This is a genomic window from Pseudoroseicyclus aestuarii (genome assembly GCF_003217255.1).
In the GTDB taxonomy this organism is placed as follows: domain Bacteria; phylum Pseudomonadota; class Alphaproteobacteria; order Rhodobacterales; family Rhodobacteraceae; genus Pseudoroseicyclus; species Pseudoroseicyclus aestuarii.
Genome location: NZ_QJTE01000001.1, coordinates 726,546 through 739,512 on the forward strand (window position 1 = coordinate 726,546; position 12,967 = coordinate 739,512).

At 67.9% G+C, this 12,967-nt stretch carries 10 protein-coding genes; 2 read left to right on the forward strand and 8 right to left on the reverse strand.

What is annotated here, in order from left to right; genetic code table 11:
- Nucleotides 1-33 precede the first annotated feature (33 nt).
- The 8 genes from DFP88_RS03365 to DFP88_RS03400 all read right to left on the reverse strand — a co-directional run bounded on the left by DFP88_RS03365 (nucleotide 34) and on the right by DFP88_RS03400 (nucleotide 10,278).
- Nucleotides 34-1,665, reverse strand: a complete 1,632-nt coding sequence (locus tag DFP88_RS03365) for an alpha-D-glucose phosphate-specific phosphoglucomutase (RefSeq protein ID WP_110813009.1) — start codon at nucleotides 1,663-1,665, stop codon at nucleotides 34-36.
- The gene (glgX, locus tag DFP88_RS03370; RefSeq protein WP_110813010.1) at nucleotides 1,646-3,775 is read right to left on the reverse strand and encodes a glycogen debranching protein GlgX; all 2,130 of its coding nucleotides are present in this window, start codon (nucleotides 3,773-3,775) and stop codon (nucleotides 1,646-1,648) included. The genes DFP88_RS03365 and glgX overlap by 20 nt, the downstream gene beginning before the upstream one ends.
- Nucleotides 3,772-5,229, reverse strand: coding sequence for a glycogen synthase GlgA (glgA, locus tag DFP88_RS03375; protein WP_110813011.1), 1,458 nt, complete (start codon nucleotides 5,227-5,229; stop codon nucleotides 3,772-3,774). The genes glgX and glgA overlap by 4 nt, the downstream gene beginning before the upstream one ends.
- Before the next feature lie 37 nt (nucleotides 5,230-5,266).
- Nucleotides 5,267-6,544 (reverse strand): glucose-1-phosphate adenylyltransferase, encoded by a 1,278-nt coding sequence (gene glgC / locus DFP88_RS03380; RefSeq protein ID WP_110813012.1) that lies wholly within the window; start codon nucleotides 6,542-6,544, stop codon nucleotides 5,267-5,269.
- A 112-nt stretch (nucleotides 6,545-6,656) separates the two neighbouring features.
- Nucleotides 6,657-7,337: a nucleoside/nucleotide kinase family protein gene (locus tag DFP88_RS03385; RefSeq protein ID WP_181418546.1), complete on the reverse strand. Its 681-nt coding sequence runs from the start codon at nucleotides 7,335-7,337 to the stop codon at nucleotides 6,657-6,659.
- Nucleotides 7,327-8,103, reverse strand: a complete 777-nt coding sequence (locus tag DFP88_RS03390; protein WP_110813013.1) for an ATP-binding cassette domain-containing protein — start codon at nucleotides 8,101-8,103, stop codon at nucleotides 7,327-7,329. The genes DFP88_RS03385 and DFP88_RS03390 overlap by 11 nt, the downstream gene beginning before the upstream one ends.
- Nucleotides 8,100-9,164 (reverse strand): ABC transporter permease, encoded by a 1,065-nt coding sequence (locus DFP88_RS03395; protein ID WP_110813014.1) that lies wholly within the window; start codon nucleotides 9,162-9,164, stop codon nucleotides 8,100-8,102. The genes DFP88_RS03390 and DFP88_RS03395 overlap by 4 nt, the downstream gene beginning before the upstream one ends.
- Nucleotides 9,165-9,249: 85 nt before the next feature.
- On the reverse strand, nucleotides 9,250-10,278 hold the full coding sequence (locus tag DFP88_RS03400) for a sugar ABC transporter substrate-binding protein (protein WP_110813015.1): 1,029 nt from the start codon (nucleotides 10,276-10,278) through the stop codon (nucleotides 9,250-9,252).
- Nucleotides 10,279-10,608: 330 nt separating this feature from the next.
- Between DFP88_RS03400 and otsB the strand changes: the two genes are divergently transcribed.
- On the forward strand, nucleotides 10,609-11,400 hold the full coding sequence (gene otsB / locus DFP88_RS03405) for a trehalose-phosphatase (protein ID WP_110813016.1): 792 nt from the start codon (nucleotides 10,609-10,611) through the stop codon (nucleotides 11,398-11,400).
- Between the two features lie 5 nt (nucleotides 11,401-11,405).
- Entirely contained in the window at nucleotides 11,406-12,782 is a 1,377-nt protein-coding gene (locus DFP88_RS03410) for an alpha,alpha-trehalose-phosphate synthase (UDP-forming) (RefSeq protein ID WP_110813017.1), read from the forward strand.
- The last annotated feature ends 185 nt before the right edge of the window (nucleotides 12,783-12,967 follow it).

The following is a 12,967-nucleotide window of genomic DNA, read 5'->3' on the forward strand; positions in this document are numbered from 1 at the left end:
CGGCGGCGAGCGCGGGCCCGCCGCCAGCCGTGGTCAGGTAATGACGTCGGGCTCACCGCGGCCGGTATGGGCGCGGATACCGGCGATGCCGTCGGCGGCCGAGATGATCGGCGTCAGCGCCTCCTGCGGATCGAGCATCAGCGCATCTTCCTGCGTCTCGTAGCGCTCGAGGTAGACGCGGAGCGTGGCGCCGACGGTGCCGGTGCCCGAGAGGCGATAGACCACGCGGCTGCCGTCCTCGAACATCACGCGGATGCCCTGGGCAGAGGCCTTGCTGCCGTCGATCGGATCCTCGTAGGCGAAGTCGTCGGCCTCGGACACGGTCAGCGCGCCGAAGGTCTTGCCCGGCAGATCGGGCAGGGCGCCGCGCAGCGCATCCATCAGGGCGCCGGCCTTCTCGGCCTCGACGTCCTCGTAGTCGTGGCGCGAGTAGTAGTTGCGCCCGTACTCCCGCCAATGCGCCTCCATCAGCGCCTGAACGGATTTGCCGCTCGCCGCGAGGATATTGAGCCAGAGGAGCACCGCCCAGAGGCCATCCTTTTCGCGCACGTGGTCGGAGCCTGTGCCGGCGCTTTCCTCGCCGCAGAGCGTGGCGCGCCCGGCATCGAGGAGGGTGCCGAAGAACTTCCAGCCCGTGGGCGTGGCGAAGCACTCGATCCCCTTGGCCTCGGCGACCCTGTCGACCGCGCGCGAGGTCGGCATGGAGCGGGCGACGCCCTTGAGGCCCTGCGCATAGCCGGGGGCCAGATGCGCCTGCGCTGCCAGCAGCGCGAGGCTGTCCGAGGGGGTTACGTAAATCCCGCGCCCGAGGATCATGTTGCGATCGCCGTCGCCGTCCGAGGCGGCGCCGAAATCGGGCGCGTCCTCGGCCATCAGCTCATCGACCAGCGGCTTGGCCCAGATCGGGTTGGGATCGGGGTGGCCGCCGCCAAAATCCTTCGACGGTACGGCGTTGATCACCGAGCCGGCCGGCGCACCGAGGCGCTTTTCGAGGATCTCGGTGGCATAGGGGCCGGTCACGGCATGCATCGCGTCAAAACGCAAGGTGAAGCCGCCCTTGATCATGCTGCGGATCGCGTCGAAATCGAACAGCGTCTCCATCAGCGCGGCGTAATCCTCGACCGGGTCGATCACCTCGACCGCCATGTCGCCAAGCTGCACCTCGGCGAGGCTGCTCAGGTCGACGTCCTGGCTTTCCAGAATTTTGTAGGCCTCGATCTTGCGGGTGGCGTCGTAGATTTTCTCGGTCACACCCTCGGGCGCGGGGCCGCCGTTGGGCGTGTTGAACTTGAGGCCGAAGTCGCCCTCTTCGCCGCCCGGGTTGTGGCTGGCCGAGAGGATGAAGCCGCCGCCCGTCTCGCGCTTGCGGATCAGGTGCGAGGCCGCGGGCGTCGACAGCAGGCCGTTCCGCCCGACGATGCAGCGCGCCGCGCCATTGGCTGCGGCCATGCGCAGGATCACCTGGATCGCGCGCTCGTTGAAATAGCGCCCATCGCCGCCGACGACGAAGGTCTTGCCTTCCGCGCCGCCGATCCCGTCGATGATCGACTGGACGTAGTTCTCGAGGAAATGGGCCTGCATGAAGACGCGGGTCTTCTTGCGCAGGCCAGATGTACCCGGCTTCTGGCCCTCGATCGGGCTCGTTTCAACCGTGATGACGTCCATCGTCTGCGTCCTTTCCATCTGGCTCTAGCACCATGGCGATAACGGAACTGCCCTGCACGCGGGTCCGCTTTCCGTGAGGTTTCGGGATCTCGTCGGGCCGCGCGGTGTCGATGTAGCGCACCCAGTGCCGGCCGGGCGGCGGCTCGGGCAGGGTAACGCGGGCGGGGCGGCCCTGGTTGAAGACGGCGAAGATCGCGTATTCGAGCGTCGCATAGTCGGGCGTGCCGCTGGCTGTCCGCATCTCGACGCAGATCAGCTTGCGCGAGGGATCCTGCCAGTCCTCGGGCGTCATCGGCTGGCCATTGGCGCGGCGCCAGAAGAGATCCGGCATCCCGTCCGTCTGTCGCGGCTGGGCATGCAGGAACCGCTTCTGCCGCAGGATGGGATGCTCTTGCCGAAAGGCGATCAGCTTTTTCACGAAGGCGAGGAAGGCCGGATCGGCGCCCTCCCAATCGACCCAGCCGATCGGGTTGTCCTGGCAATAGGCATTGTTGTTGCCGCCCTGGCTGTTGCCCAGCTCGTCCCCCGCCAGCAGCATCGGCGTGCCCTGACTGAGAAGGAGCGTCGCCATCAGGTTGCGGCGGCGGCGGTCGCGGGCGGCGATGATCGCCGCATCCTCGGTCGGCCCCTCCTGGCCGAGGTTGCCGGAGTGGTTGTCGGAATGGCCGTCGCGGTTATCCTCACCATTCGCCTCGTTGTGCTTCTCGGCATAGCTGACGGTATCCATGAGGGTAAAGCCGTCATGCGCGGTGATGAAGTTGACCGAGGCACTGGCCGGCCGTCCGTCGTGGTCGAACTGCCGCGCGCTGCCGGCGACGCGTTGGGACAGGCGCCCGACCAACCCGCCGTCTCGGCGCCAGAAGCGGCGCACGTCGTCGCGGAACTTGTCGTTCCATTCCGAGAAGGGCGGCGGATAGGCGCCAAGCTGGTAGCCGCCGGGGCCGATGTCCCAGGGCTCGGCGATCAGCTTCACGGTCGAGAGGACGGGATCCTGCCGCAGCGCCTGGAAGAAGGGCGCGCGCCGGTCGAAGCCATGGGGCAGGCGTCCCAGCGTCGAGGCGAGATCGAAGCGGAAGCCGTCGACACCCATCACCTCGACCCAATAGCGCAGCGAATCCGTGATCATCCGCAGGACCATCGGATGGGCCGCGTTCAGGCTGTTGCCGCAGCCGGTATCGTCAAGGATGTAGCGCGGATCCTCGGCCAGCCTGTAGTAGGTGGCATTGTCGATGCCGCGGAAGGACAGCGTCGGGCCAAGGTGATTGCCCTCGCCCGTGTGGTTGTAGACCACGTCGAGAATGACCTCGATCCCGGCCTCGTGGAAGCGGTCGACCATCTGCCGGAATTCGACGATCTTTCCGATGCTTAGGTACTGCGGCTCAGGCGCATGGAAGCCGATGGTCTGGTAGCCCCAGTAGTTTGTCAGCCCCTTGTCGGCGAGGAAACGGTCCGTCAGGAAGGCCTGGACGGGCAGGAGCTCGATCGCGGTCACGCCCAGATCGGTCAGGTGATCGAGGATCGGCTCCGAGGCGAGGCCGAGGAAGCCGCCGCGATCCGGGATATCCCCGCGGCCCGCCGTCAGCCCCTTCACATGCGCCTCGTAGATCACGCTCTCTTCGAGGGGGCGTCCGGGGCGGCGGGGATGGACCTGCGGGCGCTCGGTCACCACGGCGCGGGGCATGTAGGGCGCGCTGTCGCGGGTGTCGAAAGACAGATCCGCCTCCTCGTGCCCCGGCACGTAGCCCATGAGGGCGTCATGCCAGGTCGGGTGGCCTGTCAGCTGCCGGGCATAGGGGTCGATCAGCAGCTTGTAGGGGTTGAACCTGTGGCCCTGCTCCGGCGCATAGGGGCCGTGGACGCGGTAGCCGTAGTGCTGGCCGGGGCGCAGGCCGGGCAGGTGGCCATGCCAGACATGGTGCGTCTTTTCCGGCAGCATGACGCGGCGCAGCTCCTCGCCCTCGGGCGAGAAAAGGCACAGCTCGATCGCCTCGGCATTGATCGAGAAGAGGGCGAAATTCACGCCCTCCTCGTCCGGCGTGGCGCCCAGAGGATAGGGCTGGCCGGGGCCGGGGGCGGCGGTTCTGGCGATGGTCCGGGCGTCGAGGGTCATGCCGCCGGCGCGACCTCCCGGAAGAGGGCGGCATAGGCCTGGGCGGAGGGGCCCCAGCCGACGGGCTGGCGCATCGCGTTGCGCTGGAGCTGGCCCCAGAGGTCGGAGCGGGCGTAAAGATCGCAAAGCTGGTCGATCGCCACGCCGAAGGTTTCGGCGATGACGGGGTGGAACTGCACCCCCGTCGCGACGCCGCGGTCAAGCGCGGCGGCATTGGCATTGATGACGGTATCGGCGAGGCCGCCGGTCATCGCCACCAGCGGAACCGTCCCGTAGCGCAGCGCGTAAAGCTGGGTCAGGCCGCAGGGTTCGAACCGTGAGGGCACGAGGATCGCGTCGCCGCCGGCGATCAGCCGATGCGCCAGCACTTCGTCGTAGCCGATCTGCACGGCAAGGTTCGGCTCGCGCTCCGCCATCTCGCGCAGGGCGTCTTCGAACCGCGCCTCGCCCGATCCCAGAAGCGCGAGCTGGCCGCCGCGCCGCAGCAGGCGGGGCAGGGCCTCGATCAGCAGGTCGATGCCCTTCTGCTCGGTCAGGCGGGTGACGCAGACGCAGAGTGGCCCCTCGGCCTCGGGCAGGCCCATGGCACCGCGCAGGGCGGCGGTATTGGGGGCCTTGCCGCGGGCGCTGCGGTATGTGCGGTTGATGTGCTCGTCCGTCGCCGGGTTCCAGACGGTCTCGTCGATGCCGTTCAGGATCCCCGAAAGATGGTCGCGGCGGCTGCGCAGCAGTCCGTCGAGGCCGCCGCCGTAGTCGTCGCGCATCAGCTCGGCCGCGTAGGTGGGCGAGACGGTGGTCAGCCGATCCGCCGAGGTCAGCCCCGCCTTGAGCGCCGAGATCCGCCCCCAGAACTCGAAGCCATCGGGGGTGAACCGCTCCGGCGGCAAGCGCAGCGCAGAGAGGCGGCTGGCCTCGGCGAGGCCCTGGAAGGCGATGTTGTGGATCGTGACGATGGTGCCGACCTTGCCGGTCCCGCCCATGGCATGAACGTATTCAGGGGCCAGCGCCGCCTGCCAATCGTGGCACTGCAGCACCTCGGGGCGCCAGGTCCCGCCCTCTGCCTGGGCGTCAGTCACGCCCTCGAGGCCGATGCGCGCGGCGATCCAGCTAAGCGCGGCAAAGCGCTCGGGGTTGTCGGGCCAGTCGGCCCCGCTTTCGTCGATGTAGGGTCCGCCCGGACGGTCGTAGAGATGCGGCGCATCGAGGACCAGAAGGTCCAGATCCGCCGCCTCTGCCGCCAGAACCCTGGCCGCGCCGCCGAAGAGGTCCGGATCCTCGAGGACGCTGCGGGTCTCGGAGAGTTGCGCCATGACCGCCGGATAGCCGGGGATCAGCACCCGCATCCGCAGCCCTTCCTGCATCAGGGCCGAGGGCAGGGCGCCCACGACATCGGCAAGCCCGCCGGTCTTGATCAGCGGGGCGCATTCGGAGGCAACGGAAAGTACGTCGGTCACGGGGTCACGGCTCCTCTTGGGGACGGGTATTAACGGCTCATCCGCGCGCTTTAGTTCCCGTCTCCGCGGCCCAGGCGTCGATCATCGGCTGGGTGACCAGCGTCACGCCTCCGGGCGAGACGCGGAAATGGCGCGCATCCTCTTCGGGATCCTCCCCGACGACGAGGCCTTCGGGGATCGAGACCCCTGCATCGACGACGGCGCGGGTCAGCCGGGCATGGCGGGCGATGGTGACGTAGGGCAGCACCACGCAGTGATCGAGCACGGCGTAGGAATTGGTATGCACCTGCGTGAACAGGAGCGAATTGCGCACCTCGGTGCCCGAGACGATGCAGCCGCCCGAGACCATGGAGGAAACCGCGCTGCCGCGCCGCTTCTCCTCGTCGTGGATGAACTTGGCGGGCGGGGCGGCCTCGGAATAGGTCGAGATCGGCCAGTCGCGGTCCCAGAGGTTCAGCTCCGGGTCGAAGTTGGTCAGATCGATGTTCGCCTGCCAGAAGGCATCGACGGTGCCGACGTCGCGCCAGTAGGCCTCGCGCCCCTCGTCGCGCACGCAGGAGTCGTCGAAACGATGCGCCATGGCGCGCCCCTGCTCGACCAGCCGCGGGATCAGGTCGGTGCCGAAATCGTGGCTGGAGCCATCGTCATGGGCGTCGTTCAGCAGCAGCTCGCGCAGGAGCGGCCAGGAGAAGACGTAGATCCCCATCGAGGCCAGCGCCTTGTCCGGATGGCCGGGCATGGCCGGCGGATCGGCGGGCTTCTCGAGGAAGGAGGTGATGCGCCCGCTCTCGTCGGTGTCCATCACGCCGAAGGCGCTGGCCTCCTCGCGCGGGACGGTCAGGCAGCCGACGGTGACATCGGCGCCGCTGTCGACATGCTGCTGCAGCATGATCTCGTAATCCATCTTGTAGATGTGGTCGCCGGCCAGGATCACGATGTGGTCGATGTTGTAGCCGTCGATGATATCGACGTTCTGCGTCACGGCATCGGCGGTGCCGCGGTACCACATGCTCTCGTCCATCCGCTGCGAGGCGGGCAGGATGTCGAAGAACTCGTTCCGCTCGGGGCGCAGCGGCGTCCAGGCGTGCTGCAGGTGGCGGATCAGGCTGTGCGCCTTGTACTGGGTGGCCACGGCGATCTTGCGGATGCCGGAATTGGTCGCGTTCGACAGGGCGAAGTCGATGATCCGCGCCTTGCCGCCGAAGTAGACGGCCGGCTTCACGCGCCGGTCGGTCAGCTCGCGCAGGCGGCTGCCGCGGCCTCCGGCCAGCACGAAGGCCATGGTGCGCTGTGACAATCTGTGGGTCTGCTGCATTGATCTCGCCCCTCCCTCGGCGCGCCCCCCGCGCCGGTTCGGTGTCGAGACTAGCCCAGCGGACCCGCGCTGCAAAGGCGCCGCCGTCGCCCTTGGCGCGAAAGTTTCGCGGCTACAGAAGGTTGCGCGGCTGCGGCGGGCGCAGGCGCAGATCGGCCGGCAGGGCGTGGTCCATCACCCGCTGGGCATTGGGCATGTCGTTGTGCATCACCCGCTGCGTCGCAACGGCGCGGGTATGCCCAAGGCTCAGCCAGCGCTGGATCAGCCGGGCGCGGATATCCTCGATCGGGACCTCGAGGAAGGCCGAGACATGCCAGAGCGGCGCGAGGCGCGACCAGGGCGCCTCGTCGTGGAGCAGGTAGTTGCCCTCGACGATGACCACCGGGCAATCCGAGGGTACGACCTGCGCGCCGGCGATGGCGATGTCGCGGGCCCGGTCAAAGATCGGGGCGACGACATCCTCTTCGGCGGCGAGGCGGCGGATCAGGTGAAGAAAGCCGCCCGCGTCGAAGCTTTCGGGGGCGCCCTTGCGGGTGCGCATCCCCCACATGTCCAAGACCGCGTTGTCGAGGTGGAAGCCGTCCATCGGCACCACCTCGGCCTGGCACTTCTTCAGCCGCAGGCGCTTGGCCAGTTCGGCGGCGAGGGTGGTCTTGCCGCTGGCGGGTGCGCCGGCGATGGCGACGAGGATGCGGTGCTGCTGCGTCCGCAGCGCCTCGACGCGCTCTGTCAGGGCTTCCACCTGCTCGGTCAGATCCAGCACCTTGCCCTCGTTGCCCCCGTCAGACTGCATTCAACTCCTCTTCGGGAGCCTTAGCGCCCGTCATATAGGCAACTGCGTCGGACATGGAGTGGTTTTTCGGGTCGATGACGCAAAGACGCCGGCCAAGGCGATGTACATGCACCCGGTCCGCCACCTCGAAGACATGCGGCATGTTGTGGCTGATCAGGATGATCGGGATGCCCTTGGCGCGCACGTCCTGGATCAGCTCCAGCACGCGGCGGCTTTCCTTGACGCCGAGCGCGGCGGTCGGCTCGTCGAGGATCACCACCTTCGAGCCGAAGGCGGCGGCGCGGGCGACGGCGACGCCCTGCCGCTGCCCGCCCGACAGCGTCTCGACCGGCTGGTTGATGTTCTGGATCGTCATCAGCCCCAGGTCGTTCAGCTTCTCGCGGGCGAAGCGCTCCATCTCCTTGTGGTCCAGCTGGCGCAGCACGCGGCCCATGAACCCCGGTTTCCGGATCTCGCGGCCCATGAACATGTTGTCGGCGATCGAGAGGGCGGGGGACATCGCGAGGGTCTGGTAGACCGTCTCGATCCCGGCGCGGCGGGCGTCGTGCGGTGTGGCGAAGCGCACCGGCTCTCCGTTCAGGCGGATCTCGCCCTCGTCGGGGATCACGGCGCCCGACAGCGCCTTGATCAGGGTCGATTTGCCGGCGCCGTTGTCGCCGATCACCGCCAGCACCTCGCCCGGGTAAAGCTCGAAGTCGCAGTGGTCGAGCGCGGTGACGCGGCCGTAGTGCTTGACGAGGCCCTTGGCAGAAAGAATGGGGGTCATGCCGATACCTTCCTGATCCACTGGTCCACGGCCACGGCGGCGATGATCAGCACGCCGATGAAGAAGTAGGTCCATTGCGCATCCGCCCCCATCAGCCGCAGGCCGAGGGAGAAGACGCCGACGATCAGCGCGCCGAAGAGCGTGCCGAGGATGCTGCCGCGCCCGCCGAAGAGAGAGATGCCGCCGATCACCACGGCGGTGATCGATTCGATGTTCGCCTCGTAGGCCGAGGTCGGCGAGACGGAGCCGATGCGCCCGATCAGCGCCCAGCCGGCGAAGCCGCAAATCAGCCCGGCGAGGGTATAGACCCCGATCAGGGTGCGATCCGCGTTCACGCCCGAAAGCTGCGCGGCCTCTGCGTCGTCGCCCACGGCATAGACATGCCGCCCCCAGGCGGTGGAGCGCAGGATCCAGGCCAGGCCCAGCACCAGCACCACCATGAAGACCACGCCGACGGTGAAGACCGCGCCGCCGATCTGGAACTTGGCCCCGAAAAGCTGCAGCAGCGACGCCTCGGCCTGGATGTCCTGCGCGCGGATCGTCTCGTTGCGGGAATAGAGGTAATTGGTGGCGAGAAAGACCTGCCATGTGCCCAGCGTGACGATGAAGGGCGGCAGCTTCATCTTCGCGACCAGTGTCCCGTTGATCGCGCCGCACAGCGCGCCGCAGCCCAGACCGCAGGCCAGCGCCAAGGGCACCGGGATGCCGTAGCGAAAGGCGAATTGCCCCATCACGACGGAGCTGAGGACGGTGATCGCGCCGACCGACAAATCGATGCCGGCGGTCAGGATCACAAGGCTTTGCGCCGCGGCGACGATGCCGACGATCTGCACCTGCTGCAGCACCAGCGTCAGCGAAAAGGGCGAGAAGAACCTGTCGCCGATCAGCAGGCCGAAGATCGCGATCGAGGCGATCAGCACGATCAGCGGCACCAGCGCCGGCGTCGCATGCAGCGTGTTTTGCACCCGGGTCATCAGCCCGGCGCGGCGACTGCCGAACTCCGCCGGTGTCTCCGTCCGCCTCTCGCGGACCGAGGTTTCGTAGTCGCTCTCGCCTGTCATTGCCGGCTCCCCCCGTCAGGCCCTGTCGAAACGGCGGCCCGGCCCCTCCTTGCCGGGCCGCCGGGTGGTCATCACGCGCGGGCCATCAGCCCCAGCAGAGGTCCTGACCTTCCTCGGCCGAGATCGACTCCACCGCATCGACCGGCGCATCGGTCACCAGCTGCACGCCGGTATCGGTGAAATCCTTGCCCTCGGTCGGCTGGGGCAGGGTGCCGTCGGTGGCGTACTGGTGGATCGCCTCGATCCCCAGCCGCGCCATGTCGAGCGGGTACTGCTGCGAGGTGGCGCCGATCACGCCGTCGGCCACGTTCTGAACGCCGGGGCAACCGCCGTCGACGCTGACGATCAGCACGTCGTTCTCGCGCCCGATGGCGCGCAGCGCCTCGTAGGCGCCGGCGGCGGCGGGCTCGTTGATGGTATAGACGACGTCGATCATCGGATCCTGCGTCAGCAGGTTCTCCATCGCGGTGCGCCCGCCTTCCTCGTTGCCTTGGGTGACGTCATGGCCGACGATGCGGGGGTCGTCCTCGTCGCCGTAGCGGTTCGGATCGCCGATATCGATGCCGAAGCCCTGCATGAAGCCCTGGTCGCGCAGCACGCCCACGGTCGGCTGGCTGACGTTCAGGTCGAGAAAGGCGATGTGCGCGTCCGCGGCGCCATCGCCCATCGTCGCGGCCGCCCACTCTCCGATCAGCTCCCCGGCGAGGAAGTTGTCGGTGGCGAAGGTGGCATCGGCGGCATCGACGGGGTCGAGCGGCGTGTCGAGCGCGATCACGAGGATCCCGGCGTCGCGCGCCTGCTGGACAGAGCTGACGATCGCCGAGGTGTCCGAGGCGGTCAGCAGGATGCCGGCGGCGCCGCTGGCGATGCAGGTCTCGATCGCGTCGACCTGGCTTTCGTGATCGCCGTCTACGGTGCCGGCATAGCTGTTGAGCGTCATGCCCAGCTCTTCGGCGGCCTGGCTCGCCCCTTCGCGCATCTTCACGAAGAAGGGGTTGGTGTCGGTTTTCGTCACGATGCAGGCGAGGATATCCTCGTCCTGCGCCGCGGCGGCCTGCGATAGTGCCACGAGGGCAGCCAGCGCGGATGCGCAGCAGATGGTCGTGCGGTTCATGTCGTCCTCCCTGGGGTCACCCGCCACTCCTCCTTGGCGGGATCATGGCAGCTTCCGCAGATGAGACGCGTCGGTCAAGCCGCCGTTTGTACGGCTTTGCAGGAATTTTCGCGGCCCTCCGGCGCGGGGGAGGCGGCTGCGCCCTTGTCTCGCGACGAGGGATGTCGGACAAGGAGCGCGACGTGCCGCTGGATACGCGGGCCGGTTGATCGGCCCTGACGTGGCAGGAATGCGGCGGAACTCGCGCGCATGCCGATGGTTCATTTGTTGGAACCCACGGGTCCGACCATGAGCGGCGGGCATGCGGGACCGGAAGGGGAGGGAGCGCGGATGTATTACGAGATGATCGGCTTTCACGGCGAGGCGCAGGACGAGCCGTTGACCGACGAGATCGAATGCCCCGATCTGTCGAAGGCGACCCTGTTCCTCGATTTGGATGGCACGCTGGTCGATCTGGCGCCGACGCCGGATGGCATTCAGGTCGCGCCCGATCTGGGCGAGCTTCTTGGCCTGCTCTACGAGCGCACCGAGGGGCGGACAGTCATCATCAGCGGCCGCGCCATCGAGGATGCGGCGCAGTACCTGCAGGGCTTCGGCGGCCCGATGATCGGCGGCCACGGCGCGCAGGAGCGGCTGGTCGATGGCACGATCAAGCGCCACGAGCTTGCCGACGAGACCACTGTGCAGCGGCTGGGCGACATGGCGGACAGCTTTGCCGCGACGCATCCCGGCCTGCTGTGCGAGCGCAAGCCCACCGGCGTGGTGCTGCATTTCCGCAAGGACGAGTCCCTTGCGGCGCCGGCCTATGCCTTCCTGCGCGCCCTGAGCGAGACGCACCGCGGCTTTGACCTGCATCATTCGAAGATGGCCTACGAGCTTCGGCCTGCGGGCATCGGCAAGGATGTCTCGATGCGCAAGATGATGCAGCAGGACGGCTTTGCCGGCACGCGCCCGATCTTCTTCGGCGACGACGTGACCGACGAGCCGGCGCTGCAATGGGTGGCCGCGCAGGGCGGCATCGCCGTCAAGATCGGCGAAGGCGAGACCGCCGCGCAGGCCCGGCTCGAAGACCCGAGTTCAGCCCGCCGGACCCTGCGCCGCTGGACCCAGAAGGAACACTGAACTTCATGCCCGAACACAGGCTCGTCGTCGTCTCCAACCGCATCCCGACCGGAGAGGCGCCGTCAGGCGGTCTCGTGGTCGCGCTGCACGACGCCCTCAAAGAGCGGGGCGGGGTCTGGATCGGCAGCTCCGGCTCGACCGCCGAGGGTGCCACCGAAGACCTTCACACCATCGCGGAAGAGCCCTACCAGCGGCTGTCCTTCGATCTGAGCGAGCAGGAGAACGAGGGCTATTACCTCGGCTATTCCAATGCCGTCCTCTGGCCGCTGTTCCACCACCGCACCGACCTGATCGCCGTCGATACGGAGCACGCGCGGATCTACCAAGAGGTGAACGCCAAGGTCGCCCGCATGGTGGCCCGCGTGGTCGGCCCCGACGACCTGATCTGGATCCAGGACTACCATTTCCTGCCGCTCGCGAGCGAGCTGCGGAAGCTGGGCGTGGACAACCGCATCGGTTTCTTCCTGCATATTCCCTTCCCGAATTCGTCGGACATGCCGGCCCTGCCGGAACGGCGCCTGATGCCGGACTGGCTCTCGGCCTATGACCTCGTGGGGCTGCAGACGCAGCGCGACGTGTCGAATGCGCTCGATTTCCTGCTGCGCGACGGCGGCGCCGAGATCCTGCTGCGCGGCCGGCTGCGGCTGGGCAATCGCCAGTTCGAGCTGCGCAGCTTTCCCATCGGGATCGACGTTGATGCCTTCGCCACCGCCTCGACCGAGAATGCCGGCGCGGGCGAGCGACTGCGCTTGGGCCCCGGCGAGAAGCTGGTGCTGGGGGTTGATCGCCTCGATTACTCCAAGGGCATCCCGAACCGGGTCGAGGCCTTTGGCGAATATCTGCGCGGGCGCCCGGACCCCGAGCAGCGGGCGACGCTGCTGCAGATCGCGCCGCCCAGCCGCGAGAACGTCGAGGCCTATCGCGACATCCGCCACGACCTCGAGACGATCTCTGGCCGGGTCAACGGCGAGATGGCCGAGCTTGACTGGACGCCGGTGCGCTACATCCGGCGCAACGTGCCGCGCGACACGCTGGCGGGCCTCTACCGCCGGGCGGATGCCTGCCTCGTCACGCCGCTGGCGGACGGGATGAACCTGGTGGCGAAGGAATTCGTGGCCGCGCAGGATCCCGAGAATCCCGGCGTTCTCATCCTGTCGCATTTCGCCGGCGCGGCAGAGCAGCTCGACGAGGCGCTGATGGTGAACCCCTATGACGCCGTCGAGGCGGGGAAGGCGATCCAGAAGGCGCTGGACATGCCGCTGCACGAGCGGCGCGCCCGCCATCTGAGCCTGATCCGCAGCATCCGGGACTACGATATCACCTGGTGGACCGAGGCCTATCTCGGCGCGCTGCAAGAGGCCGGGCCCCTGCGTGGATCGTGATGCAAGAAATTTGCATCGCGTCAGGAACCGGGCCGCGTCTGCGGGGTTCACCCGGCAGAAGAGGCGCCGTTCCCTCGTCTCTCATTCCCCGAAGCCGGTCTTGGCCGTGTCGTTCTATCATTCCCTCGGAACGACACGGCCGCCGGTAAATCGGTTTCCCCCTCACATTGCGCCGACCCGTTCCC

What these genes read in the sequence shown, in the direction of transcription:
- DFP88_RS03365 (WP_110813009.1), bottom strand. Translation starts at nt 1,665, where the DNA reads ATGGACGTCATCACGGTTGAAACGAGCCCGATCGAGGGCCAGAAGCCG.
- glgX (WP_110813010.1), bottom strand. Translation starts at nt 3,775, where the DNA reads ATGACCCTCGACGCCCGGACCATCGCCAGAACCGCCGCCCCCGGCCCC.
- glgC (WP_110813012.1), bottom strand. Translation starts at nt 6,544, where the DNA reads ATGCAGCAGACCCACAGATTGTCACAGCGCACCATGGCCTTCGTGCTG.
- DFP88_RS03385 (WP_181418546.1), bottom strand. Translation starts at nt 7,337, where the DNA reads ATGCAGTCTGACGGGGGCAACGAGGGCAAGGTGCTGGATCTGACCGAG.
- DFP88_RS03390 (WP_110813013.1), bottom strand. Translation starts at nt 8,103, where the DNA reads ATGACCCCCATTCTTTCTGCCAAGGGCCTCGTCAAGCACTACGGCCGC.
- DFP88_RS03395 (WP_110813014.1), bottom strand. Translation starts at nt 9,164, where the DNA reads ATGACAGGCGAGAGCGACTACGAAACCTCGGTCCGCGAGAGGCGGACG.
- DFP88_RS03400 (WP_110813015.1), bottom strand. Translation starts at nt 10,278, where the DNA reads ATGAACCGCACGACCATCTGCTGCGCATCCGCGCTGGCTGCCCTCGTG.
- otsB (WP_110813016.1), top strand. Translation starts at nt 10,609, where the DNA reads ATGTATTACGAGATGATCGGCTTTCACGGCGAGGCGCAGGACGAGCCG.
- DFP88_RS03410 (WP_110813017.1), top strand. Translation starts at nt 11,406, where the DNA reads ATGCCCGAACACAGGCTCGTCGTCGTCTCCAACCGCATCCCGACCGGA.